Origin of the sequence: Acinetobacter sp. YH01019 (assembly GCF_013420285.1) — a bacterium.
Classification (GTDB): Bacteria; Pseudomonadota; Gammaproteobacteria; order Pseudomonadales; family Moraxellaceae; genus Acinetobacter; species Acinetobacter gandensis.
On the sequence record NZ_VOYM01000059.1, the window covers coordinates 1 to 23,585 of the forward strand.

19 protein-coding genes and 2 pseudogenes are annotated in these 23,585 nt (G+C 39.1%); 10 read left to right on the forward strand and 11 right to left on the reverse strand.

Annotated features, from left to right (window positions below; genetic code table 11):
* Together FTT84_RS12920 and FTT84_RS12925 are read left to right on the forward strand one after the other, a co-directional pair.
* Positions 1-100: pseudogene (locus FTT84_RS12920) on the forward strand (IS1 family transposase); the annotation flags it as partial.
* Complete coding sequence (locus FTT84_RS12925; protein ID WP_180081388.1) at positions 87-383, forward strand: hypothetical protein; 297 nt, start codon at positions 87-89, stop codon at positions 381-383. The pseudogene FTT84_RS12920 and the gene FTT84_RS12925, both read left to right, overlap by 14 nt.
* Before the next feature lie 309 nt (positions 384-692).
* On the opposite strand, the gene FTT84_RS12930 is transcribed toward FTT84_RS12925, so the two are convergent.
* The 3 genes from FTT84_RS12930 to lipA all read right to left on the reverse strand — a co-directional run bounded on the left by FTT84_RS12930 (position 693) and on the right by lipA (position 5,246).
* Entirely contained in the window at positions 693-1,079 is a 387-nt protein-coding gene (locus FTT84_RS12930) for a carboxymuconolactone decarboxylase family protein (protein ID WP_067765869.1), read from the reverse strand.
* 185 nt (positions 1,080-1,264) lie between these two features.
* Positions 1,265-3,808, reverse strand: a complete 2,544-nt coding sequence (locus FTT84_RS12935; protein WP_180081389.1) for an acyl-CoA dehydrogenase — start codon at positions 3,806-3,808, stop codon at positions 1,265-1,267.
* A 424-nt stretch (positions 3,809-4,232) separates the two neighbouring features.
* Entirely contained in the window at positions 4,233-5,246 is a 1,014-nt protein-coding gene (lipA, locus tag FTT84_RS12940) for a lipoyl synthase (protein ID WP_067765864.1), read from the reverse strand.
* Positions 5,247-5,454: 208 nt separating this feature from the next.
* Here lipA and sthA point away from each other — a divergent pair, with 208 nt between their 5' ends.
* A complete protein-coding gene (sthA, locus tag FTT84_RS12945; RefSeq protein WP_180081391.1) occupies positions 5,455-6,870 on the forward strand; it encodes a Si-specific NAD(P)(+) transhydrogenase in 1,416 nt (471 codons plus the stop codon).
* Between the two features lie 142 nt (positions 6,871-7,012).
* Positions 7,013-8,128, forward strand: coding sequence for an AAA family ATPase (locus FTT84_RS12950; protein ID WP_180081393.1), 1,116 nt, complete (start codon positions 7,013-7,015; stop codon positions 8,126-8,128).
* An 83-nt stretch (positions 8,129-8,211) separates the two neighbouring features.
* Here the strand turns inward: FTT84_RS12950 and chrA are convergent, their stop codons facing one another.
* Positions 8,212-9,444, reverse strand: coding sequence for a chromate efflux transporter (gene chrA, locus FTT84_RS12955; protein ID WP_180081395.1), 1,233 nt, complete (start codon positions 9,442-9,444; stop codon positions 8,212-8,214).
* A 233-nt stretch (positions 9,445-9,677) separates the two neighbouring features.
* Between chrA and FTT84_RS12960 the strand changes: the two genes are divergently transcribed.
* Positions 9,678-10,745 carry an alpha/beta hydrolase gene (locus FTT84_RS12960; protein ID WP_180081397.1) on the forward strand — a complete coding sequence of 356 codons (1,068 nt, stop codon included), beginning with the start codon at positions 9,678-9,680 and terminating at the stop codon, positions 10,743-10,745.
* Positions 10,746-10,830: 85 nt separating this feature from the next.
* Here FTT84_RS12960 and FTT84_RS12965 read toward each other — a convergent pair whose 3' ends face one another.
* On the reverse strand, positions 10,831-11,682 hold the full coding sequence (locus FTT84_RS12965; protein WP_180081399.1) for a pirin family protein: 852 nt from the start codon (positions 11,680-11,682) through the stop codon (positions 10,831-10,833).
* Positions 11,683-11,784: 102 nt separating this feature from the next.
* Between FTT84_RS12965 and FTT84_RS12970 the strand changes: the two genes are divergently transcribed.
* Positions 11,785-12,693, forward strand: a complete 909-nt coding sequence (locus tag FTT84_RS12970; protein WP_180081401.1) for a LysR substrate-binding domain-containing protein — start codon at positions 11,785-11,787, stop codon at positions 12,691-12,693.
* A 96-nt stretch (positions 12,694-12,789) separates the two neighbouring features.
* On the opposite strand, the gene FTT84_RS12975 is transcribed toward FTT84_RS12970, so the two are convergent.
* From FTT84_RS12975 to FTT84_RS12985, 4 genes are all read right to left on the reverse strand, one after another.
* Positions 12,790-13,746: a TauD/TfdA family dioxygenase gene (locus tag FTT84_RS12975; RefSeq protein WP_180081403.1), complete on the reverse strand. Its 957-nt coding sequence runs from the start codon at positions 13,744-13,746 to the stop codon at positions 12,790-12,792.
* A gap of 223 nt (positions 13,747-13,969) precedes the next feature.
* Entirely contained in the window at positions 13,970-14,104 is a 135-nt protein-coding gene (locus tag FTT84_RS18095) for a hypothetical protein (RefSeq protein WP_257223418.1), read from the reverse strand.
* Positions 14,097-15,305 carry an MFS transporter gene (locus FTT84_RS12980; protein ID WP_180081405.1) on the reverse strand — a complete coding sequence of 403 codons (1,209 nt, stop codon included), beginning with the start codon at positions 15,303-15,305 and terminating at the stop codon, positions 14,097-14,099. The genes FTT84_RS18095 and FTT84_RS12980 overlap by 8 nt, the downstream gene beginning before the upstream one ends.
* 212 nt (positions 15,306-15,517) lie before the next feature.
* Positions 15,518-16,633 carry an OmpW family protein gene (locus tag FTT84_RS12985; RefSeq protein ID WP_180081407.1) on the reverse strand — a complete coding sequence of 372 codons (1,116 nt, stop codon included), beginning with the start codon at positions 16,631-16,633 and terminating at the stop codon, positions 15,518-15,520.
* A gap of 512 nt (positions 16,634-17,145) precedes the next feature.
* On the opposite strand from FTT84_RS12985, the gene FTT84_RS12990 reads away from it, so the two are divergent.
* Entirely contained in the window at positions 17,146-17,325 is a 180-nt protein-coding gene (locus tag FTT84_RS12990) for a hypothetical protein (protein WP_067765840.1), read from the forward strand.
* 66 nt (positions 17,326-17,391) lie between these two features.
* Here FTT84_RS12990 and FTT84_RS12995 read toward each other — a convergent pair whose 3' ends face one another.
* Positions 17,392-18,171: a hypothetical protein gene (locus FTT84_RS12995; RefSeq protein ID WP_180081409.1), complete on the reverse strand. Its 780-nt coding sequence runs from the start codon at positions 18,169-18,171 to the stop codon at positions 17,392-17,394.
* Positions 18,172-18,470: 299 nt separating this feature from the next.
* Between FTT84_RS12995 and uvrB the strand changes: the two genes are divergently transcribed.
* From uvrB to rarD, 3 genes are all read left to right on the forward strand, one after another.
* Positions 18,471-20,492 (forward strand): excinuclease ABC subunit UvrB, encoded by a 2,022-nt coding sequence (uvrB, locus tag FTT84_RS13000; protein ID WP_150923035.1) that lies wholly within the window; start codon positions 18,471-18,473, stop codon positions 20,490-20,492.
* A 148-nt stretch (positions 20,493-20,640) separates the two neighbouring features.
* On the forward strand, positions 20,641-21,225 hold the full coding sequence (locus tag FTT84_RS13005; protein ID WP_180058571.1) for a lipocalin family protein: 585 nt from the start codon (positions 20,641-20,643) through the stop codon (positions 21,223-21,225).
* A 130-nt stretch (positions 21,226-21,355) separates the two neighbouring features.
* Positions 21,356-22,285, forward strand: coding sequence for an EamA family transporter RarD (gene rarD / locus FTT84_RS13010; protein ID WP_067765827.1), 930 nt, complete (start codon positions 21,356-21,358; stop codon positions 22,283-22,285).
* 1,182 nt (positions 22,286-23,467) lie between these two features.
* Here rarD and FTT84_RS13015 read toward each other — a convergent pair.
* Positions 23,468-23,585 (reverse strand): annotated as a pseudogene (locus FTT84_RS13015) (IS30 family transposase); the annotation flags it as partial.

Genomic DNA, 23,585 nt, shown 5'->3' on the forward strand with positions numbered 1-23,585 from the left:
GCGTGGTTTTAGAAGAAGTTGTAATTTCTCCAAAAAGCTTGAAAACCATTTTAAAGCCTTCGACTTAACCTTCTTTTACATCAATAATGGCTTCATTTAATGTCAGCATACTTTTTAAAACACCACCGAGTTTTTTACCTGCAGAACATGCCAAAGTACTCTCGAGCCAAGCCAATTTGGATATTTCTTTATACAAGGCGAGATTAGCTTTGTTGATTGAAGATAATGCTAAGCAAGGCAATACAGCAGTATTTACGGTGTTACCAAAGTATCTACCTTTAGAAGAAATCCGGAGTTTATCAGCAGAATTAACTGAATTGGGTTATCAAGTTCGCTTTGAAGTGAATGAGTTTTTTTATAATTTTAATGTGTATTGGCCTTAAGGGATTACAGTTTATCAACCAGTTATATATTTAAAGCATATATTTTAACGACATATTTTTTGCTGAATGGCATAAATAATTTACGACATTCAAGATATATGATGTCCTATCAGCTTTATTCATGCCAGTCTGACTCTCAAGCGGCATATGTGGTGCTTTCATCGGGTATAGGTGGGCATGGAGCATTTTGGCAACCGCAAATTACGATTCTACAATAGTACTTTCATGTGCTGACTTAATAAAACGGGTTAAAAAGGAATAAAAAACCGCATAAACTGCGGTTTTTTATTTGAAATGCTCAGTGAACATTTATTCAATTTTCTGATAGTCATTAATAACTTCAAGTGCGGCGCGAAATGCTTCTTGAGTAGCTGGTGCACCACAGTAGGGGAGACTATGCAACAAGACTTCCTGAATTTCTTCTACACTTGCACCGTTATTTAATGCGCCTCGGACATGGCCTTTCAGTTCAGTTGGACTCTTTTGCGCCACGAGAAAAGCAATTGTAATTAAAGAACGGTATTTGCGTGGTAAAACCCCTTCACGTTGCCATGTTGAACCCCATGCATGTTCATTGATCCAATCTTGTAGTGGCTGTGTGAATGGTACCGTATTGTCTTGTGCACGTTTTACAAAGTGTTCGCCCATGACTTCGGTGCGAACTTTTAAACCATTTTCATAGTCTTGTTGTGACATTTTTAATGACCCTCAAAGTGTTGTTTTATCATCAAGCCTAAGGGTACGCCTGCTTGATAGATATACTATTGGTCAAAGGTCTAAATGGTGTCCTGTTCAATTGCATTTAAATAAAGATGAAGCGCTGCCTAAGCAGCGCTTTTCAAGATGAATTTAATTGCGACAAAAATGAAGACTTTAATAAATTAAAACCTTAAAAATGCTTCAGGTTCTTGTTTGTTGTCCTGAGCGTTTGGATTAGTTTCACTATGCATTTCCTGGTCTTGCTCAGATTGATTTTGCTTTAAGTGTGGATTATATAAAGGCAAGACTTGATCAAGCTTCATATCGAACACATCCGTTAGCATGCTGTCAAAACGTTTGGCGTTATAGCAAGTCAATTGTTCTGCTTCCTGTGTATTGATAAAACCTTGTTGTAGGGCATCTTGAATATGTTCTTCAAAACTCAAGCCAGAAAACGTTCCTTTGGATTCGGCTTTTTTAAAACGATCCCATAATGGCTCAATCTCAAGTAGCATCAAGAATGTGGATTCCATACGACCTGTTACATCATCAGGCAGAGTTGAGTAATACACATGCTTTTTCAGTTCCTGACGGAAAGCGTTGTCCTCCATCATACTGTCTGCAACTTGTCTTTTAAGTTTGTCTTTAGGCGCATCTAATGGACGTCCAAATGGGAAGCATATAACTTTGATCACACCTGCTGCCATACGCATCGGGAAGTTGGCAAATAAGCCATAAAAAGCTTCTTGTGCATTAAATAACGCTTTTTCTACGGCTAAACGTGCATGTAATTCTTCTGCAGACGTTTTTTTACTGTGTTCAAAGTATTTTAAAATGGCGGTCGCAATAAACAGATGGGCATGAATATCTGCAAGGCGGCCAGACAGCATTTCTTTACGTTTAATATCACCGGCTAAGAGTCCTAAACACATGTCTGCAGTTAAGGCAAAATTTGCACTTAAACGGTTGATGATTTTGTAATAAGGCAAGCTAAATTCCGTTGCACTTTGCGGAGCATCGCTAGAGCCTCCAGTAAACCCATAGGCAAATGAGCGAGCGGTTCGGTTAAATGTATAGCCCAAATGCTTAAACAGCATGTCATTAAAGGTTTTTAGCGCTTTATCTTTATCTTCGGCTTGTAGGAGTTGTAGTTCTTCAAATAAATAAGGATGGCAACGCATCGAACCTTGTCCAAATATCATTAAAGATCGACTCAGAATATTGGCACCTTCAACTGTAATTGATACTGGAATGGCTTGATAATTCAGTGCTAAGAAATTACGTGGCCCCATTTGAATTGCACGACCACCCACAACATCCATCCCGTGATTGACCACTTTACGCATGGTTTCTGTGGCGTAATATTTTGCCATCGCCGTCATAACCGCAGGTTTACCACCTTGATTTAGTCCACACGTGACCAAATAGCGGAATGCTTCAAGCATATAAGCATCACTAGCAATATCACTGGTGGCTTCTTGAACGCCTTCGAACTTACCGACAGAAATTTTAAACTGCTGACGCACGCGAGAAAATGCACCGACATTTAAGTACGCCATCTCACCTGCGGCTGTAGATAAGGCGGGAAGTGAAATACCACGGCCCACAGCAAGGCATTCCATCAGCATACGCCAGCCTTTGCCGGCATTTTTTACACCACCGATAATCCAGTCCAATGGAATAAAGACATTTTCGCCATCGACAGTACCATTCATAAAAGGGGAGCCTGGATTATGTCGTGCGCCAACTTTTACACCCGTGTGTGATGCAGGTAAAAGTGCACAAGTAATACCGTATTCTTTTTTGTTGGTATCACCAAGTAAACCGTCTGGATCGTACATTTTAAAAGCCAGACCAACCACAGTGGCTATCGGTGCGAGAGTGATCCAACGTTTCGAGAAATTCATGTTGAGGCCAAGCACTTGCTGTCCCTCAAAGTGTCCGTAACACACCACACCGGTATCTGGAATAGCGCCCGCATCAGAGCCTGCTTCAGGACTAGTTAGGCCAAAGCAGGGGATTTCTTCACCTCTAGCAAGACCGGGTAGGTAGCGGTCTTTCTGTGCGTCCGTTCCGTAGTGTAATAATAATTCACCAGGACCGAGTGAGTTAGGCACCATACAGCTCACGGCTGTTGTCAGTGAGCGTGAGGCAATTTTACTCATAATGCGACTTTGCGCGAAGGAGCTAAATTCACGACCACCATACTCTTTGGGAATAATTAAGCCCAAGAAGCCATTAGATTTGATGAATTGCCAAACATGTTCTGGTAGCTCTTTATGTTGATGGTAAATTTCCCATTCATTTAACATGCTACATAGCTGTTCAACTTCATTATCTAAGAACGCTTGCTCTTCATTTGAGAGTTTTGGATAAGGGTAGTTATTAAAGGTTTCCCAATTGGGTGCACCCATAAATAACTCTTTTTCCCACCAACTTGTACCAGAGTCGAGTGCTTCACGTTCGGTACTACTCATGCTCGGCATGGCATTAGCGAGTACTTTATAGGTGGGTTTAGAAATGAATGCCATACGTAAAGGCTCAATCAGCACAACAAGACTGATGAGGATGAGCGGAAGACCGAGCAGTAATGACCACGGGCTGAGTAAGGCAATTAAAACTGATATAACAATGAGTGAAATTGCACCTGTAGTACGAGACAGGCTAAAAAAGAAAACAGCCCAAAGGCTCAAAATCAGAATGAATAGACTGATGATGAAATACATCGCTTACCCTCCAGTTGTCTGTATATACGTAACTTGGATGAGCATTAAATAATTCTATATCAATGCAGTTTCCGCATGCTGTAATACAGTTTCAAAGGCTGGGCTATGTATAGGGAACTGGGTGAAAATTTATAGCAAGTTGGTGACACAGCACCCAACACAGCTTCATCCTTATATGTATTTTTTGTTCAATATTTTTAAAATGAAGTACAAGGTTTTAATGTTTTAAACCTCATGATCAAAATGAACAATCGGCATAGTATTGATAATTCAATATATTTAAAAATAGAGTGAAATTTAATCAATGTAAATTGTGGACTGTGGGATAAATGTAAGACGAGTGTAATTTTGCAATAAACACATTAATGAAATGAGCATAAAAAAATCCCTCAAGTTTGAGGGATTTTTTTATGCTGTAAACGAATTAAGCTTCAATCGTTTGAACAGCAATTTTTTTAGCAGGATCTGTTTTACGACGTACCGCTGGTACAGGTTCACCGTAGTACTGACGGTCTGCAAAGTAACTTGAACGTACCATTGGTGCAGCCCAAATATTACGGAAACCAAGTTTTTGACCATGAGCAGTATAACGGTCAAATTCTTCAGGCGTTACGAAACGATCGATCGGTGCATGTTCTTTAGAAGGCTGTAAATATTGACCAATAGTCACATAATCCACGCCATGTGCATGTAAATCATCAAGAAGCGCAATAACTTCTTCTTCAGTTTCACCGATACCAACCATCAAACCACACTTGGTTGGAACATCAGGGCAGTATTCTTTAAACATTTTTAATAAATTTAAAGAATGTTGATAATCAGAACCCGGACGCATCGCTTTATACAAACGAGGTACAGTCTCAATGTTATGGTTAAACACGTCAGGCGGGCATTCTGTCATGATACGCAGTGCAACATCCATACGACCGCGAAAGTCGGGAACTAAGATTTCCAATAAGGTTTTTGGACTTAAATCACGTGCTTCTTTAATACAGTCAACAAAGTGTTGTGCACCGCCATCAATGAGGTCATCACGGTCTACAGAGGTGATCACTGCATATTTAAGACCTAAATTGGCAATGGTTTCTGCCATATGACGTGGTTCATCAGGATCAAGTGCATTTGGACGACCATGTGCAACATCGCAGAATGGGCAGCGACGTGTACAGATGTCACCCATAATCATAAAGGTTGCAGTACCGCCACCAAAGCATTCTGGTAAGTTCGGGCAAGCCGCTTCTTCACACACGGTATGTAATTTTTGTGCGCGTAAAGTTGTTTTGATGCGTTGAACTTCATCAGGAGCAGCCATTTTGACCCGAATCCAGTCAGGTTTGCGAGGCGTTTCAACCGTTGGAATGACCTTCACGGGTATGCGAGCGACTTTTTCTGCGCCACGAAGTTTAACACCCTGTTCAGGTTTACGGTTCTCAGACATATTCAACTTTTCCACTGTTTTTGACGAGGAGATATTCAAAAAAATAGCTGAGTTATTATAGCGGACTTATGCCTAAATAGGGGGAAAACGATATTCATATAATAAATGTTGTTATCACATAATATATGTGAGCTAAATATCCAAAAAAGTTAGGATATACGTCATAATAGAGCCTAGATTAAAGATATATTTGCTTAAGGAGCGTTGAATGCCACGTAAGAAAGAGGTCGTTAGTGGAACATTCGTGAAATACGATGCGGTTGTTCTCGGTTCTGGCCCTGCTGGTGAAGGCGCTGCAATGAAACTTGCTAAATCTGGTAAGCGAGTTGCCATTGTAGATATGCGTGAACAGCTTGGTGGTAACTGTACCCATGTCGGTACTATCCCAAGTAAGGCGCTGCGTCAGACAGTTTCAAGCATTTTACGTTACCAACGTGATCCTATGTTCCAAAAAGTCGGTGACTGGAAACAGTTTACGATGAAGCAGGTTTTACGTAATGCTCATAAAGTGATTCAACAACAAGTTGAAACGCACTCGCGTTTTTACGACCGAAATAAGATTAATATCTATCATGGTCGTGCGTATGTTCAAGATCAAAATACGGTGCTAATTTTTAGCCCAGAAGGCGTTACAGAAACTTTAGTTTTCCAACAATTAGTGATTGCGACAGGTTCTCGTCCTTACCGTCCTGCTGCACTTGATTTCAATCACCCACGTGTATTTGATTCAGATAAAATTTTGGATCTGGATTATTCAATCCAAAAAATTATTATTTATGGTGCAGGTGTTATTGGTTGTGAATATGCATCAATCTTTATTGGTCTGGACCATAAAGTAGATCTGATTAATACCCAACACAAATTGTTAAGCTACTTGGATGACGAAATTTCTGATGCCTTATCATATCGCTTACGTGAACAGGGTGTGTTGATTCGTCATAATGAGCAAATTGATCATTTGGAAACTCATGATGATCACGTAGTTCTACACTTGCAAAGTGGTAAGAAAATTAAAGCCGATGCCATTTTATGGTGTAACGGCCGATCTGGTAATACAGATGGTTTAGGGCTTGAAAATGTGGGCATTAAGCCAAATAGCCGTGGTCAATTAACAGTCAACGATCAGTACCAAACAGAAGTAGAAAATATCTACGCTGCGGGTGACGTTATTGGTTGGCCATCACTTGCTTCTGCTGCCTATGACCAAGGTCGTTGTGCAGGTTCAAATATGAGCGGTGAAGAAGGTATCGCACCAGTTACCGATATCCCAACGGGTATTTATACGATTCCTGAAATTTCTTCGATTGGTAAAACTGAGCAACAGTTAACTGAAGAAAAAATTCCGTATGAAGTGGGGCAAGCATCTTTCCGTCATTTGGCACGTGCACAAATTACTGGTGACACCGTGGGTGAGCTTAAAATCTTATTCCATCGTGATACTTTAGAAATTTTAGGCGTACATTGTTTCGGTAATAATGCTTCGGAAATTATCCATATTGGCCAAGCTGTAATGAACAGTCCAAAAAATACCATTAAGTATTTTGTGGAAACGACATTCAACTATCCAACGATGGCTGAAGCGTATCGCGTTGCAACCTTAAATGGTATGAACCGTTTATTCTAAAATTTTTTGCTAATTAGCATCGAACCCGTAAGTTTAGGCTTGCGGGTTTTTTATTGATATCAAATAAGCTATCAAACAACATATAGATCAATGCGTATGATTAAAATACAATCAACAAAACAATATATATCCTAGGGCTGTAATGACGATTCGTGCTGTGAGTATTCAAGGATTTCGATCCATACATAATTTGAAACTGTCATTGTCACGACTGAATATAGTCAGTGGGCCGAATGGATGTGGTAAATCCAATCTTTATAAAGCTGTGCGTTTGTTGCATGAAGCAGCGAATGGGCAGTTGTCGCAAGCGATTGCCAATGAAGGCGGGATTCAAAAAATTATGTGGGCAGGTGGGCATCGCGCTGGTGATCGTGCCAAAGATCCGAAACGGATGAAACTCGCAGTAGAAATGGAACACTATGAATATCAGCTCGAAATCGGTTTTCCAGAGCCGCTTATTACTTTATTTGCACTCGATCCATTGGTGAAAAAAGAAGGCATTTGGCTGCGTGGTTATCAACGACGTAAGGTAAGTGAATTACTAGAACGAACAAACCAAGCGGCATTTCTTAAAAATGTTGATGAGCAGCGAATTTCGTATCCATTGTCGCTTACACCTGAAGAGTCTGTTTTTGGGCAATTGTCTGATCCACATTTATATCCTGAAGTATCACAAGTTCGTGAGACCATGAAAAATTGGCGTTTTTATCATGAGTTTTCTGTGAGTGGACATTCGCCTATACGTGTCCCCCAAGTCGGAATTCGTTCTCCGATACTGGCACATGATGGGGCTAATTTAGCTGCGGCTTTCGAAACTTTACGTGAACGAGGCAATACCGAGGCATTATTTGAGGTCTTGGAAAAAGCTTTTCCTAAGACTAAATTTTATGTTCAGGAAATGGGTGGTCGGTTTCAAATGTTAATGCAAAAAGAAGGCATTTTACGACCACTTGAAAGTGCAGAATTTTCAGATGGCACACTTAGATTTTTATGTTTGGCAGTTGCACTGCTTAGTCCAAGGCCACCTAATTTCATGGCATTGAATGAACCTGAAAATAGTCTGCATCCTGATCTTTTGCCAGCTTTAGCCATGTTGATTGCAGAGGCGAGTCAATATACGCAACTTTGGTTGACTACACATTCCACTGAGTTGGTTGAAATGATCCAACAATATAGTGAAGTACAACATTATCAGCTTGATCAGATTGACGGTAAAACTGTTGTGGTTGGGTCAAATATTGAAGAATTGGAAGACTAAAGTTGCTTGTTCAAACTCAAAGTGAGTTTAGTTTTTTTTCAACAATACTTCGCATTTCTAGCATATTCACTCAGCATTTAATCTTAGCCGATACATATAAGCACAGCATAATACACGCCAAAGCTACCTATTAAACTCAACCAAACGGGAAACTTGCTGCGTAATAATGCAATTACGCATATCACAAAAACTAAGTCTAACCATTGCAGCACATATTTTTGACTCATTTGAATAAGCAAACAGAGCAGTAAACCCGCTACAGCTGAATTGACTGTTTGTAGCATGCTAAAAATGATTTGATATTGCATCAGTCTACGCCAATAGGGGAGTAAGCCAAAAAGTAAAAAAAATGAAGGCAGAAAGATCGCAATGGTCGCAAGTATTGCATTCACTAGCGCAGATGAAGTCATGGGCAACAAAGCGCCAAGATAAGTGGCAAAACTAAATAAAGGGCCTGGCATCAACTGTGTAATTGCATAGCCAAGGTCAAAATTTTGATTGCTGATTTGACCAGTCGAGACAAAGTCTTGATGTAAAAATGGCAAGATAATATGACCACCACCAAATACAAAGGATGCAGTACGGTAAAAACTTTCTAAGCTATGCCAAAACAGATTATGACCTGATTCTGAGAAGAGTGGAAGCACAATAAAAGGAACAAAAAATCCAATTAACCAAAGCCAAGACCATTTAATTGGGTGACTACTGATCGGTTCAATTCTTTTTTGGTTTTGTTGTGCAGGTTCTGGTTTTAACGCGGCTTGGAAATTTTTAAAATAGTAGAAAATAAAACCAATAAATGCCGCACAGATAATCACTAAGATTTGGTTGATTGATATATTGACGACATATACAAAAATGGCTGAAAGAATCATCAAAACATATTGTATGGGTGTTTTACAAAAACTACGCATCATTTGCCAGAATGCCCAAGCTACAACTGCCAATACGATGAGCTGTACCACATGAAAAAATTGGTGATTTAAAGTATTTGAAAAGCGTAGCCCAAGAAAAGCGGCTAAACACATTAACAAGGCTGACGGTAGCGTAAAACCCAGCCAAGCAAATAGAGCGCCACGATAACCATGTAAGTGATAGCCTATGGCGATGCCGACTTGGCTACTGGTTGGTCCAGGTAGAATTTGTGCCAATGCTAATAAATGTGAATATTCATGTTCAGATAACCAAGCTTTTTGCTGCACAAAATATTGATAAAATAAAACCAAATGTGCAGCAGGACCACCAAACGCCATGCAGCCCAATTTTAAAAAAGTGAGAAATAATTGCGCTTTAGTCATAGGTGCTGGTGTGGTCATACAATGAATTTTTAACTGTGAATTGTGATAAAGAAATTAGATTAGGATTGAATATTAAAGTTTTATTATTTCAAACTTATGGCGTGAGGCTTAGTTTAATTTTTCAGGTACTTTGCTTGAACAACGATAAATATACAATCCTTATTCAGCGCTGTCCTGAAAACACATGGTGTACATTGAATTAGCTGCTTAGCATTCTTTAAATCCAAATATAAAAATAAGTATGTAAGAACATGATTAATGTGTTTTTAGAAAAACTAGTCGCAATTTTCAAAGGGTTTATTGGTCTCTTTGCATCATGCATTTCAGTATTTTCTTTTGCTAATACGGATGTAACTTTAGAACAGCTTCCGACTTATGCAAATCAAGCCGCTTGGAAGCAGATTGATGGTTTTTTACCTGCGAAATATCAACTGACTCAAAAAAACTTGCCCACTGAAGAATGGTGGTCTTGGCAAGGACACAATATCCACCTCGACACCTATCGTAATCCGAACGCAAAAGTGAAAGTCATTTTATTTCATGGCGTGGGAACTAATGGTCGCCAAATGTCCATGATTTTAGGTGAACCTTTAGCAGCGCATGGTTATGAAACGATTGCCATTGATATGCCAGGTTATGGTCTGACACATGTAAAACAAAGCGAAAAGGTTAAATATGATGATTGGGTGCAAGCCGGTAATGATTTAATCGAAGTCGAACGGCAAAAAGATAATCGACCAATTATGCTATATGGTTTAAGTGCCGGTGGGATGCTGACTTACCATGTCGCTGCCAAAAATAAACATGTCAAAGGTATCGTAGGTATGACCTTTTTAGATACGTCAAATCCGCAAGTTCGTAATGAAGTTTCAATCAATAAGTTTATTGGTCGGGTAGGCAGTCCCATCAACCATCTCACTGCGAAAACACCACTTGCCTCGATACGTTTACCCATGCGTTGGGTGAGTAAAATGCATAAATTAGTGAATAATGACGAGGCCTTGGATGTATTTTTAAAGGATCGTACATCCGCCGGAAATGCTGTTTCAATCCAATTTTTGGATTCTTATTTGTATTATAAAAATAAAATGCAGCCTGAAGATTTTGATATTTGCCCAATTTTATTGACGCAGCCGCAACAAGATCATTGGTCTCCACTTGCACTAAGCCAGCCTTTTTTGAGTCGGATTAGAAAGGTTCCTGTTAATATCGTCATGCTGAAAAATGCAGGGCATTACCCACTTGAACAACCCGGCTTAGATCAGATGGTGAAAGCAATAGATGCTTTTTATCAACGTAATGTGCAAGATAAAAACTAAAAATATAAAAACTGGATTTAGCGGCCCAGAATTAAAAAACCCACGATAAAGTGGGTTTTTTAATTGCAAACTAAGTTAAAAATATTTAAGCAAAATGACCATGTTGAAAGTCATAGAACGCTTGTTGAATTTCTTCATTAGTGTTCATGACAAACGGGCCATGTGCAGCAATCGGTTCATTTAATGGTTCACCACTCAAAATTAGCAACTTGCTGGATGCATTGGCTTGAATGGTTACTTCTGTCGCAGTCTGATTGATATAAAGCGTTTGCATAGGTGCATAATCTTGACCATCAATTTCAATTGAACCACTAAGCACAAATATCATGCTGTTCCACTGTGGATTAAAACTGAATGTTTGTTTGGCATCTGTATTTAAACGAACATCCAAAACATTCATTGGGCTAAATGTTTTTGCTGCACCTTGAATATGTTCAAACTCACCAGCAATCACCCGAACCAAACCAGCTTCATTTGCAAGTTTTACTTCAGCAATGTTGGTTGCTGTGAGTTCTTGATAACGCGGATCAGACATTTTGGCATGGCTAGGTAAATTAACCCAAAGCTGTACCATATCTAAAGTGCCGCCTGATTGAGCAAAGTCTTTAGAATGATGCTCTTCATGCATAATGCCACGACCTGCTGTCATCCATTGCACTTCATCTTTACCAATGCTGCCGTGATTGCCTTTGGAGTCAAAGTGTTCAAGCTCACCTTCATACACAATTGTGACTGTTTCAAAGCCACGGTGCGGATGTAAACCTACACCACGTTGATGATTGCTAGGAGAAAATTGGTATGCACCTGTATATCCCATGACTAGAAATGGACTCGTTTGATTTCCCATTTCATGCATTGGCAACATGGAGTTTGTTGGGAAGCCATCACCGACCCAAGTGCTACGATCACTTTGATAAACTCGTTGTATAGTATTCATGTTAACGCCCTCAATTATTTGCTTCTGTGTTCTATTATTGAGGTATAGTCAGACAATGACAGGGCGAAAACAGCAATAGATTATTCTAAAAATGAAACAAACATGCAAAATTTAAATGACTATTACTACTTCGTGCAAGTGGTCAAATTTCAGGGTTATACCAAAGCCAGTGAGGCTTTAGGGATAACCAAATCTAAGCTTTCACGACGTATTTCAGAGCTTGAAACGCGTTTAGGTGTGCGTTTAATTCAACGCAATACGCGAAAGTTTACTGTGACTGAAATAGGACAACAGTTCTATTTACATTGTCTAAAGATTTTAGATGAAGTTACTGAAACTGAAAATTTTGTTTACAGCACATTAAATGATCAGCTCTGTGGCATGATCAAAATTTCGTGTCCTGTCGCTTTGGTCGAAATGCCTGTAGCGAAAATGGTCACGGATTTTATGCAGCAATATGCTGATGTCAGTGTACATTTGATGGCGACTAATCATCGGGTGGATGTGATTGAGGAAGGGGTAGATTTAGCTATACGGGTACGCAATACACCTTTATTGGATAGTGATTTAATTGTGCGTGATCTTGACGCTTGGAATCATGTTTTAGTGGCTTCACCAAAACTTTTTACAAGCCGTGACGTGCCAACGGAATTAGAACAACTCAGTACACTGCCTTGTATTGGTTTTGATCGCCCGAAGCATTTTTGGGACTTTCGTCATCGTGAAAAAAGTGAAGTCCAACAAGTCGTGTTTAATCCACGCTTAAGAACAGATAGTTTTAGTGCAATGAAATCGGCAGCACTTTCTGGGGTTGGAATTGCATCCTTGCCGACAGTTTTTGTACGCGATGAGCTCAAATCAGGAGAGCTGGTTGAATTATTTCCCCAATGGCAATTGCCACAAGGAGTGATTCATATCGCTTATGCGTCACGACAAGGTATGTTACCCGCAGTTCGTGCCTTACTTGATCATTTTATTGCTGGCTTTAAAGCCTTAGAAATAGGTCAATAATTCGAGTAGCTTTATTATTATCTTAGGTCTTCTTTTTATTTTGGGTGCTGCTCTTGGTTTATTTATTTTTATGGCATTGTTTTCATTTTAAAGTGCTTAATATGGGCGACCTCCTGCAAGGCTAATACGTTTGAGCAAGCGACGTTGCTCAGATGGAAATGGACGGCGAGAGTGGAGCGTTGCTTGGTTATCCCAAAAAACAATGTCGCCTTCTTGCCATTGATGTTCATAACGAAACTCAGGCTTTAATAGGTGTTCACGTAGTAATGCAATCAGTGCACTGCCAGCTTGGTCGTCATAATTGACCAACTCAACTTCTGAGCGCTCATTTAACCACAAACCTTTACGACCACTTTCAGGATGGGTGCGTACAAGCGGGTGTGGATACGCGTGACCTACAATAGGTTGATCTTTAAAACGATACAGTGGGGTTGATCCATAACCATTGGTACCTTTGTTACTTTTGGCGCGGACAAACGGATTGTAAGTAATTAATTGTAATTGATCTAAATGCTGCTTGGTTGCGTCGTCCAATGCTTCATAGGCACGAATAGTGTTAAACCAAGAAGTTTGACCGCCATCTTGAGGGAGCTCAATGGCATAGAGTAGAGATCCAAACGAAGGTAGTGGTGTCCATTGATGGTCTGCATGCGCTGCCAATTCGCCATGTCCCGTATAGTCACCCTTACCGACAGCATTGGAAACCGGAACCACATCGGGCAGTGTACCTGTTTCATCTTGTGATGCTAATACAGGAATGTCTGCACCTGGGCGGAAGATAGAGCCAAAGTAACTCGCAAAGGCTAAATACTGTAGATCATCTAAAGTTTGTTGTTTAAATATTAGAATTAAGTGCTCAGCTAAAGCTTGTTTTAAACGATAAATGGTTTCACCAGATTGCGCTTTACGTGCATCTAAACCATACACAACTGCCCCCAAAGCTTGGTCATGCTGTGGTTCAATACGAATTTCAGAACCATCTTGAAATTGTTCTGCTTGATGCCAGCGAGGAGCATCGTGAATGGCTTGTGAAAGTTGTGTAAGTGCCGTCATTTCAAAAGTTCTCAATTTGTTATCTGTTGAGCACTAATCTAGGAAATAAAAAAGCAGATGAAAAATCAAAAAATATTCTAAGTTTATGAATCAATAGATTATTTATACTAAGATGCTGAAAATGCAGCTTTTATTTAATACTTTGATTTTTAGCGAAAAAACTGCTGTAGTTCTGTTGAAAAAACAGCAGTAGTATTAACTTTATCAAGTGATCAGGGCTGGTTTAGTGTGCACAAAAGGCTTGATTAAAATATTCAAATAATTCAGGCGTGTGTGACCATAACGCGAAAGCCAGTGCAAAAAGCAGGATGAGAGCCGCTACAATAACTGTTCGAAGCCAAATCATAGAATCAGTCATTTATGACATTCTCCTCATTTACAAAGAAATGTACCAGTACACCAAATATGCTTAATGCAATGGAAAACATCCATACCGCATTATAATTACCAGTCATATCGTGGTTCACACCACCCAGCCAGCCTCCAAAGAATGACCCAACTTGATGGGTGAAAAATACAATACCACTGAGCATTGATAAATATTTAACACCAAACATATTGGCTACAATGCCATTGGTTAAAGGTACAGTAGAGAGCCATAATAAGCCCATAATGATACCAAAGGCATAGATTGTCCATGTGCTAAGTGGTAGCAATAAGAAGGCAATAATGGCAATACCACGGAGTCCGTATAAACCCATCAATAGTTTAGGTTTAGAGTACTTTCCACCAAGCCAGCCAGCTGTATAGGTACCGACAATATTAAACAAACCAACTAAGGCTAAAAAGATAGTGCCAGTTGTTGCATTAAAACCATGGTCAATTAAATAGCCGGGCAAGTGAATACCTATAAAGACTACCTGAAAACCGCAGACCAAAAAGCCTAAGGCCAAAAACCAAAATGGTTTATGCTCCCAAGCCAATTTTAATATTTGTTTAAAGCTGAGTGACGCCTCGTTCGTACTGTTAGCCGGTGACACATACATTGGTGCTTTAAGCATCCATGCTAAAGGAATAATTAAAGCAATTAAAATGGCACTGACCACTAATGCAGATGACCAACCGAATTTTTGAAGTAACAGAAGTGTAGAGGGCAGCATAATAAATTGCCCGAATGAACCTGCCGCACTTGCAATCCCCATGGCTAAACTACGTTTCTCAGGATGCGCTGCTCGACCCACTGCTGAAAGTAAAATAGGGAAAGAGGTTGCTGATAGAGCTAAACCTAAAATTAAACCTGCACTTAAGTTGAGTAATAAGCCTGTAGAACTGACCGCCATGAGCAACAGTCCAATGGTGTAGAGTGCACCACCCGCAGCCACCACAATTTTACTGCCATATTTATCTGCAAAAGCACCTGTGATTGGTTGAACCGCACCCCAAATGAGGTTTTGCATGGCAATCGCTAGACTGAAAACATTATGTCCCCAACCAAACTCATCACTCATCGGTACCAGGTATAAACCAAAAGCATGTCGTACGCCTAAAGACAGAGCCAAAATAATGGCACTTCCTATGAGCATATATATGAGTGGTTTAGAAAAGTGAGTATCAGACATAACTCAGTCTACATTTTTAAATTTGTACTCATGGTATTCGATTCATCGTTTACTTACGATTAAAATTAATTCACCAAACAATAAAATAAATTTATAAATTACCGATAAAACAATTGAGATATCGAAGGTTTAGCAAAGCTTTGTGAAAGATGAATAGAAATTTGACCAATAAAAAAGACGACCGCAGTCGTCTTTGTTGTATTTCATGCTAATTAGAAACGCATACCAATGCCGGCATAGGCAAGAATAGGATTCACTTCAATATCAGCCTTAGATTTGATTAATTTACCGTGTTTAGTATTAGTAACGGTAATAGTTGTATCATTTTTTAGATGAGCGTACGAAACAGAACCTACAGCAAACCATTTATCATTAAAGTCATAAGTAAAGCCAGCTGTAACAACTGGTGCAAATGCATCAGATGCATCTACTTTCACCTTTGGAGCTGAACCTTCACTTGCAAGGTTTGAAGGTACAGCAACGCCTTTGCCTAATGCAGCAATTTCTAAAGCCCGACCAGCATTACCATCTTTGATATTTGCAATCATGTGACCAGCTTTAATTAGATCTTTTTCTGTCTGTGGATTGATTTCTAGCTCGTTAAAATATGCATACATCAAACCTACGCCAAGGTATGGGCGGAATTTATTCACACCTGTTTTACCAAAGTGATATTGGAATTCAAAGGCAGGCGTCCATGCACGAGCCGATGCCGCTGCTCCATAAGCTTCTAAATCGGTCACTTCAATGTCATTTTTGAGATCAATTGAAGTTAAATTAATTGATCCTAAAGTTGGTGTTGCAGTTGCAGAGAATGGGGCATAAATTTTCCCTTTACCTTGCAAGTCTACTTTTGGTGGAATGCCTGCTTTCATTTCAAATGAGATATTATCGGTAAAGAAATAATTGGTCATAATACCTAGTGTAGTGACATCATCAGCTTCAAGGCCGGTTCCTGGATTATTCCAATCTCCTAAACCTCTAATTTTTGCCGAGCCACTGAGTGATGCAGGTAAGGTATCAACACCTATACCATCTAGGATATTAATAATTGTGGTCGTTGAGTTTGAGCCCATTGCTGGATCAAGGTTGGATTTTACTGTATCGATACCAACTGCACCTACAGGTGCTTCAATGCCTTGATAAGCAGCAGTTTTTACATTAAAAGGCTGCGCTTTACCTTGAGGCATCACATGTAAAGCACCTACAGAAACTGAAAAACGCTTAAAGCCATCGCCATCTTTTAAACTAAAATATGGTGAGTCGGCATGACTGAGGATAGGAAGGGCAGCCATAGACACAGCAATGCACAATACACTTTTTTTCATTTTAAAGGACTCCATGTCCGTAAATTGATAATAATTTTTCTAAGAGCCCATTATTCAAAATTTATACTTGTGGAAATGTTATAGATATCAATAGATCAAGTAAGCTTCCTGTAACAAAGTAAGAAAAATGTTTTATCCTTTAACTTTAGTGAAGTGTTTGTGTAACAAATAAGCAGTTTTGATCTATTTTATTTATGGCTATCTATTTGTTAAATATGATTTTAATTGACTTTTTTGACAGGGTGTTTAGCTATTTAGGTCAATACAATTAATGTACTTTTCAAGAAAAATTTATGGGCTTATAAAGATTGTTCTCTAAAAAGACTTTTAAAGCTGATGTTCGTTGGTTGATAGTTGGATGAACATTGTATTCAAACAAATTATTTTGCTTAATTACATTGCTTAGCCTCATCAATTGCATTTTCACTTGTAATGCTTTTTTAAATATAGTGCGATTAGCAGCAATGCCATTTTTTTTGTACAATAGCGCCAGATTTGATTGAGTTATTCCAATGAGTACGCAAAACCCTCCTAAGAAGAAGGCTATTGTTAATTTGCCTTTTCCAGTGAAAAAAGTTGAAGAAAATTCTTCTGATGAAGTATTTGAAGACATGCGCCCAAAACCGCAGCGTTATGCTGACCGTACATGGATGCCACCACGCGGAACGCGTCGCTCAATGGGTAAACGTTAAACTTAAAAAAGCCAGTCTAGTGACTGGCTTTTTTATAAGTGTATATATGTAGTTAATATGAAAAAATTATTTACGTGCTTTATTGGCAGGACGTGGTGGTTGAATTTCACGTTTTGCCGTCCAAACATCAGCAAAATCTTGTTCATTGATATTGTAGAGCTCTAGTAGCGCAAGAATGACGCCACCAAAAATCATTGGGCCCTCAGAGTTAGATTGAAACTCAAAAATTTTGCCATTGAGTGCATGCAGAATATCTTCAATTTCAAAAATACGATCTCGGCCATTACTGTCGGTTGGGTACATTTGAGTATTTAATAAAATTTTAGCCAAACTCTTTTCGTTTTCACTGAGTGCAAGGACTTCAACCAATTGATCCGTTGCAGGTGCAAAAATGACGGAGTCACGATAAATCGTGTGTAACAACTTTGATGTTAATTTTGGTAGGGGTTTCTCAACAAAAGGGCGGAAAGAGATAGGGAAGATGACATTGTGTGAAATGCCTTTAAACATTGGGGCAATTTCTTCAACTTTATAGCCCGCGATGCCGCAGCCTATAGAGGTGATGAAGTATTTCATTTTAGGATGATTTTTTGTATATATTTTAAAATCATCAATATAATGTTGAATTTGTGAAAGTGGCATTTGTTGTAAATGCTCATTCATAGTCGGTATCGCAAAACTTTGCCCAGCCCAACCACGTCCAACACCTTTCATAGCACCAAAATGTTCAAGGGCTGTACGTGCAGCACCGCCAGCATGTTGGCCAGCCATGTTGCTACCAAAAACAAAAATGGTGTCTTCAGTTAAATCTTTAACAATGCTTTCATCATGATAGTGGTAAGTCATACAGTTATATCTTCATCATCCTTTTATTCATGTTGCAGCTGAAAGGCTGATTGGTCAAGTATCAAAATAGGCTTAAACAGGTATGGTTCAGTTAATTTTCATCAGATATCTGGGTTGAAAACTTTTTATGAATCATAAGTTTCATCTAACTATAAATTGTCCGTCTGTGAAATTAAGCCTTGAACATAATGTGAAGAGCAAAAAGTGAAATTGTATTCATGTTGTTTGCATAAATTTAACGTTGTTTTGCATAACTTTGCCCTCATAATAAAGCTTGAGTTGAATTGTCTAAGAAGAGTGTGATGCAGGAACAGCCTTTTGAATTGGTTACCCAATATCAGCCCGCAGGGGATCAGCCTCAAGCCATTGAAAAATTGGTGCATGGGGTGGAAAAGGGCATGCATGATCAGTTGTTATTGGGTGTAACAGGTTCGGGTAAAACCTATACCATGGCTAATGTTATTGCACGTACCCAGCGCCCGACTATTGTCATGGCGCATAACAAAACTTTGGCTGCACAGTTGTATGGTGAGTTTAAGGCATTCTTCCCACACAATGCAGTTGAATACTTCGTTAGCTATTATGACTACTATCAGCCCGAAGCGTATGTGCCATCTTCAGATACTTTCATTGAAAAAGATTCTTCGATTAACGACCATATTGACCAAATGCGTCTGTCAGCGACGCGTGCTTTGTTAGAAAGACGAGATGCAATTATTGTTGCTTCGGTTTCTGCAATTTATGGTTTGGGCGATCCGAATGCCTATATGAGCATGCTCTTACATATTGTTGAGGGTGATCGTATTAACCGTGATGATATCATTCGTCGCTTAGTCGAAATGCAATATACCCGTAACGAGTTAGAATTCTTGCGTGGTACTTATCGTATCCGTGGTGAAATTATTGATATTTTCCCTGCGGAATCAGATCAAAATGCCATTCGTATTGAACTGTTTGATGATGAAGTTGATTCCATTCGATGGTTTGATCCACTGACAGGAAAATTGGTTCGAAAAGTGCCACGGGTAACGATCTATCCAAAAAGCCACTATGTCACACCAAAAGATAATTTAACGCGAGCAATTGGGACGATTCGTGAAGAATTAACTGAACGACTCGGTTTTTTCCGCGCCAATGATAAGTTGCTTGAAGCACAACGAATTGAACAGCGCACCCGTTATGACCTCGAAATGATGCAGCAGCTTGGATATACCAACGGTATTGAAAACTATTCACGCCATTTATCGGGTCGTCCATCGGGTGAAGCGCCGCCAACCTTATTTGATTATGTTCCAGATGACGCTTTATTAATTATTGATGAATCACATGTGACTGTTCCACAAATTGGCGCGATGTATAAAGGGGACCGTTCACGTAAAGAAAATTTAGTGAATTATGGTTTCCGTTTACCAAGTGCATTGGACAATCGCCCGATGAAATTTGAGGAATGGGAGCGAATTGTTCCATCGACTATTTATGTCAGTGCTACACCTGCGCATTATGAGATGGAAAAGTCAGAGCAAGTGGTTGAGCAAGTGGTACGTCCAACCGGCTTGGTAGACCCTGAAATTGAAATTCGTCCAGTACTGACCCAAGTTGATGATGTATTGTCCGAGATTAATAATCGTAAAGAACTCAATGAACGTGTTCTCGTGACCACACTGACCAAACGTATGGCAGAAGACCTAACCTCATATTTAAAAGAATATGGCGTGAAAGTCGCTTATTTACACTCAGATATTGATACGGTTGAACGAACTAAAATTATTCATGAGTTACGTTCTGGTGTGTATGACGCGATTGTAGGTATTAACTTGTTGCGTGAAGGTCTAGATATGCCCGAAGTTTCTTTGGTCGCAATTTTAGATGCCGACAAAGAAGGCTTTCTGCGCTCAGAGCGTTCACTGATTCAGACCATTGGTCGAGCAGCACGTAACTTAAATGGTAAAGCGATTTTATATGCAGACCGTATGACCGATTCGATGCAAAAAGCCATTGATGAAACGGATCGCCGTCGTAATTTACAAATTGCATTTAACTTAGAGCATGGTATTACCCCACGTAGTGCGGTTCGTCAAAATGTCAAAGATATTGATACTGGTGAAGTGCTGCAAGATGACGAAATTGACGAAAAAATTTCACAACAAGCGAAAGCTTTGAGTGCAGATGAGCGTCATTTAATGTCAGATCCGAAACTTTTAGCGAAACATATGAACAAGCTTGAAAAAGAAATGTTAAAAGCTTCGAAGGAGTTGCAATTTGAACAGGCAGCAAGGCTACGTGATGAAATCCTTCGCTTGAAAGCACAAATGATTCAGTAATATTGTTAGACAATAATGCCATTTTGGCCTGTATTGAACTACATAACTTAGACAAAAATATGAGTTAATTCGCATATTTATTGTTTAAAGTAAATTTATATCGAAAGACATTTGATCGTAAGTTTGCATCTAAAATGAGGAAAGCTTGATGACTACAAATATTCCGAATGCGGGTTTTAAATTGGCTAAAATTGCAGTGGGTGCAGCAGTATTAATTGGTTTAGGTGCAGCGACTATGGCCTATGCACAGACCAAACCATTACAGACAGTCGAAAAAGTAGAACTCGATCGTTATTTAGGTATGTGGTATGAAGTCGCTCGTAAGCCTCTGGTATTTCAAAAAAGCTGTGACCGTGATGTGACTGCGGTTTATACCTTAAATGAAAATGGCAATATTAATGTCAATAACAGTTGTTTTGCCAAAGACGGTACCAAGAAGCAGTCCATTGGTGAAGCTTTTGTTCAAAATGCACCCTTTAATACCAAGTTAAAAGTGAGCTTTCTACCAGAATCAATTCGCTGGTTACCTATTGGACGTGGTGATTATTGGGTATTAAAAGCCGATGAAGATTACCAAACTGTTCTTGTGGGAGAACCACGTCGTAAATATATGTGGGTCCTTTCACGTTCTGCTCATCCTGATCAAGCAGTCGTTCAAGACTACTTAAATTATGCCAAATCTGTAGGCTATGATTTATCCGATGTGATTCATACGAAACAGACAGCAAAATAGTCAAAATATTTGAACAATTGCTAAAAAACCATGCCTGTGCATGGTTTTTTATTTGCTAGAATACATGCTAAAGCGCTTGAAGTTTCAAGCGAAATCCAAATGATTGATCCCCGTATTCTAGAGGTAATAGATGTATAAAGGCGTTGCTTTGTCTGTGTTGGCATCTGTTACTTTTGGTGTTTTGTATTTCTATACGCTTTTTTTAAAGCCTATGGATAGTGAGCAAACCTTCGCGTGGCGAATGTTAGCAACCTTGCCATTTCTAACACTTTTTATGTGGTGGATGGGGGACTTAAAAAAAGTCAGTGAGATTTTTTGGCGAACCATCAAACAGCCAATTTTTTTACTGTGGTTATTGATGAGCTCATTTTTATGCACCACGCAGCTTTGGTTGTTTTTGTGGGGGCCGATTAATGGACGGGGCTTAGAAGTATCACTTGGCTATTTCTTATTGCCTTTGGTCATGGTTTTAGTCGGATGTGTTCTTTACAAAGAAAAATTATCGGCCTGGCAAATGGCAGCTGTGGTTTTAGCGGTATTGGGTGTGGGGCATGAAATTTGGCGTATAGGCAGCATTGCATGGGAAACCGTCTATGTGGCTGTGGCATATCCTATTTATTTCTTCTTAAGACGTACGTTTAAAACGGATCACCTTGGCGGTTTTTGGTGGGATCTCTGCCTTATTTTGCCTGTCGCATTTTACTTAGGCTTCATTCATAGCAATACCTTTGAATTAATGGCTGTTTTTCCACACCTGATTTTGGCCGTTATTGGACTAGGGTTTTTAAGCGCATTAGGCCTAGGAAGTTATATGCTTGCGAGCCGTTACTTGCCTTTTGTTATCTTTGGTTTATTGAGCTATTTAGAGCCAGTTTTGTTGGCATTTGCATCGATTGCCTTAGGTGAACGCGTAGAAGCCGAAGAATGGTTAACCTATATCCCTATTTGGGGGGCGGTACTGTTATTGGTGATTGAAGGTGCTCTACATTTAATCAAGCAAAAGCGAAAGGAACAGGCGTTAGCGAATAATGTGGAAAAGCTCAAAAAACGTATGGACTAAGATCAATGATATATACATTTGATAGTGTAAATCTTTCTCTAAAAAAATCTTATATTTTCAATAAAAATATAAAAAACTCTATCTCAATACTAATTTAAGTTGAAAAAATGAATCGTAGTTTTTAGTGAATTTGTCGTTTAAATGCTAATCTAAGGTACTAATAAGAACCGTATTATTTGGTGATATATTCAAGATGAATGATGTTGAATAACCTGCAATATCTTATTAATATTTGTTTTATATAAAAATAAACCTAAATAGCCGACATTTTGTCATTAGACCAAGGATAGGACATGCAATTCGTTGGTATTCCATATTCATTACGCATTCAGCTTTTACAACTCGAACCACATTTGGATGAGCACTGGCAAACCGTATTAACCCAAATTTTTGCTCAACTGGATCTTGATCAGTGTCAGCAAGTGGCACAAAACGATTTGGCTCGAAAAGGCATTGTATGGAACGCGCAAAATCATCAATTTACTTTAAGCAATCCAATGAACTTGGGTATGTTACTCAAACTGCTAAATGATGAAAACATGCGCTCTATTGCACAGCATCTGGGTGAACAACTTAATTTACTGATGCAACAAACAGATAGCGTAAGTATTGCAAAGCAATTAGAAGCAGATCTGGTATTAATTCAGTCTATTGATGTTGAAGATGATTTTGAGCATCAACTTGAAAAAATATTATTGCATCGAACTTATATTTTTAATGCAGCACAAATTATTCGGAGTTTGGCATTAACTCCTCCTGAAGATATACGTCAATTAAGTGCTCATCAAGTGAAGCGCTTTATTGTTGAAGTTTACTTAAAGCAGCAACTTTTAGCAGATGGATTTCAAACATCTTTAAAAGCACAGGACATCGCACATCCAATTTTTAAATATTTTTTAGCGCGAGAGCAGCAAAGTCGACATTTTTATGTCCTTCAAGCAGCAAGTGATTATTTTATTGTTGCGCCGTGTGCTCAGACGGAGCTTACATTTTCAGCACGACGTTTTTTAGAAACAGAACAATCCGAATTTTCAGATTTTCCTTTATTAAATGGCTTGGCTTTAGATATTCGAAGTTCGGTTGAAAACGAGTTTATTGAACATTTTAAAAATCAGGTCATGCTTTTAGCCGGTGCACAAGCACATGTACCCATCGATATTCAAAGTTTGATGGATGGCGAATTCAAACATGAGGTGCGACAGTTTGAAAAGTCTTATGATAATCAACAAGCTGAGCAAATTTCTCTAATGGTGTAAGCCAATCTAACGCTTTTCTAGGACGAGTATTCAGTGACATGGCA

What these genes read in the sequence shown, in the direction of transcription:
- FTT84_RS12960 (WP_180081397.1), top strand. Translation starts at nt 9,678, where the DNA reads ATGATTAATGTGTTTTTAGAAAAACTAGTCGCAATTTTCAAAGGGTTT.
- FTT84_RS12995 (WP_180081409.1), bottom strand. Translation starts at nt 18,171, where the DNA reads ATGACTTACCACTATCATGATGAAAGCATTGTTAAAGATTTAACTGAA.
- FTT84_RS12990 (WP_067765840.1), top strand. Translation starts at nt 17,146, where the DNA reads ATGAGTACGCAAAACCCTCCTAAGAAGAAGGCTATTGTTAATTTGCCT.
- FTT84_RS18095 (WP_257223418.1), bottom strand. Translation starts at nt 14,104, where the DNA reads ATGACTGATTCTATGATTTGGCTTCGAACAGTTATTGTAGCGGCTCTC.
- FTT84_RS12935 (WP_180081389.1), bottom strand. Translation starts at nt 3,808, where the DNA reads ATGTATTTCATCATCAGTCTATTCATTCTGATTTTGAGCCTTTGGGCT.
- FTT84_RS12930 (WP_067765869.1), bottom strand. Translation starts at nt 1,079, where the DNA reads ATGTCACAACAAGACTATGAAAATGGTTTAAAAGTTCGCACCGAAGTC.
- FTT84_RS12975 (WP_180081403.1), bottom strand. Translation starts at nt 13,746, where the DNA reads ATGACGGCACTTACACAACTTTCACAAGCCATTCACGATGCTCCTCGC.
- FTT84_RS12985 (WP_180081407.1), bottom strand. Translation starts at nt 16,633, where the DNA reads ATGAAAAAAAGTGTATTGTGCATTGCTGTGTCTATGGCTGCCCTTCCT.
- rarD (WP_067765827.1), top strand. Translation starts at nt 21,356, where the DNA reads ATGTATAAAGGCGTTGCTTTGTCTGTGTTGGCATCTGTTACTTTTGGT.
- FTT84_RS12970 (WP_180081401.1), top strand. Translation starts at nt 11,785, where the DNA reads ATGCAAAATTTAAATGACTATTACTACTTCGTGCAAGTGGTCAAATTT.
- sthA (WP_180081391.1), top strand. Translation starts at nt 5,455, where the DNA reads ATGCCACGTAAGAAAGAGGTCGTTAGTGGAACATTCGTGAAATACGAT.
- FTT84_RS12950 (WP_180081393.1), top strand. Translation starts at nt 7,013, where the DNA reads ATGACGATTCGTGCTGTGAGTATTCAAGGATTTCGATCCATACATAAT.
- FTT84_RS12980 (WP_180081405.1), bottom strand. Translation starts at nt 15,305, where the DNA reads ATGTCTGATACTCACTTTTCTAAACCACTCATATATATGCTCATAGGA.
- lipA (WP_067765864.1), bottom strand. Translation starts at nt 5,246, where the DNA reads ATGTCTGAGAACCGTAAACCTGAACAGGGTGTTAAACTTCGTGGCGCA.
- FTT84_RS12965 (WP_180081399.1), bottom strand. Translation starts at nt 11,682, where the DNA reads ATGAATACTATACAACGAGTTTATCAAAGTGATCGTAGCACTTGGGTC.
- chrA (WP_180081395.1), bottom strand. Translation starts at nt 9,444, where the DNA reads ATGACCACACCAGCACCTATGACTAAAGCGCAATTATTTCTCACTTTT.
- FTT84_RS13005 (WP_180058571.1), top strand. Translation starts at nt 20,641, where the DNA reads ATGACTACAAATATTCCGAATGCGGGTTTTAAATTGGCTAAAATTGCA.
- FTT84_RS12925 (WP_180081388.1), top strand. Translation starts at nt 87, where the DNA reads ATGGCTTCATTTAATGTCAGCATACTTTTTAAAACACCACCGAGTTTT.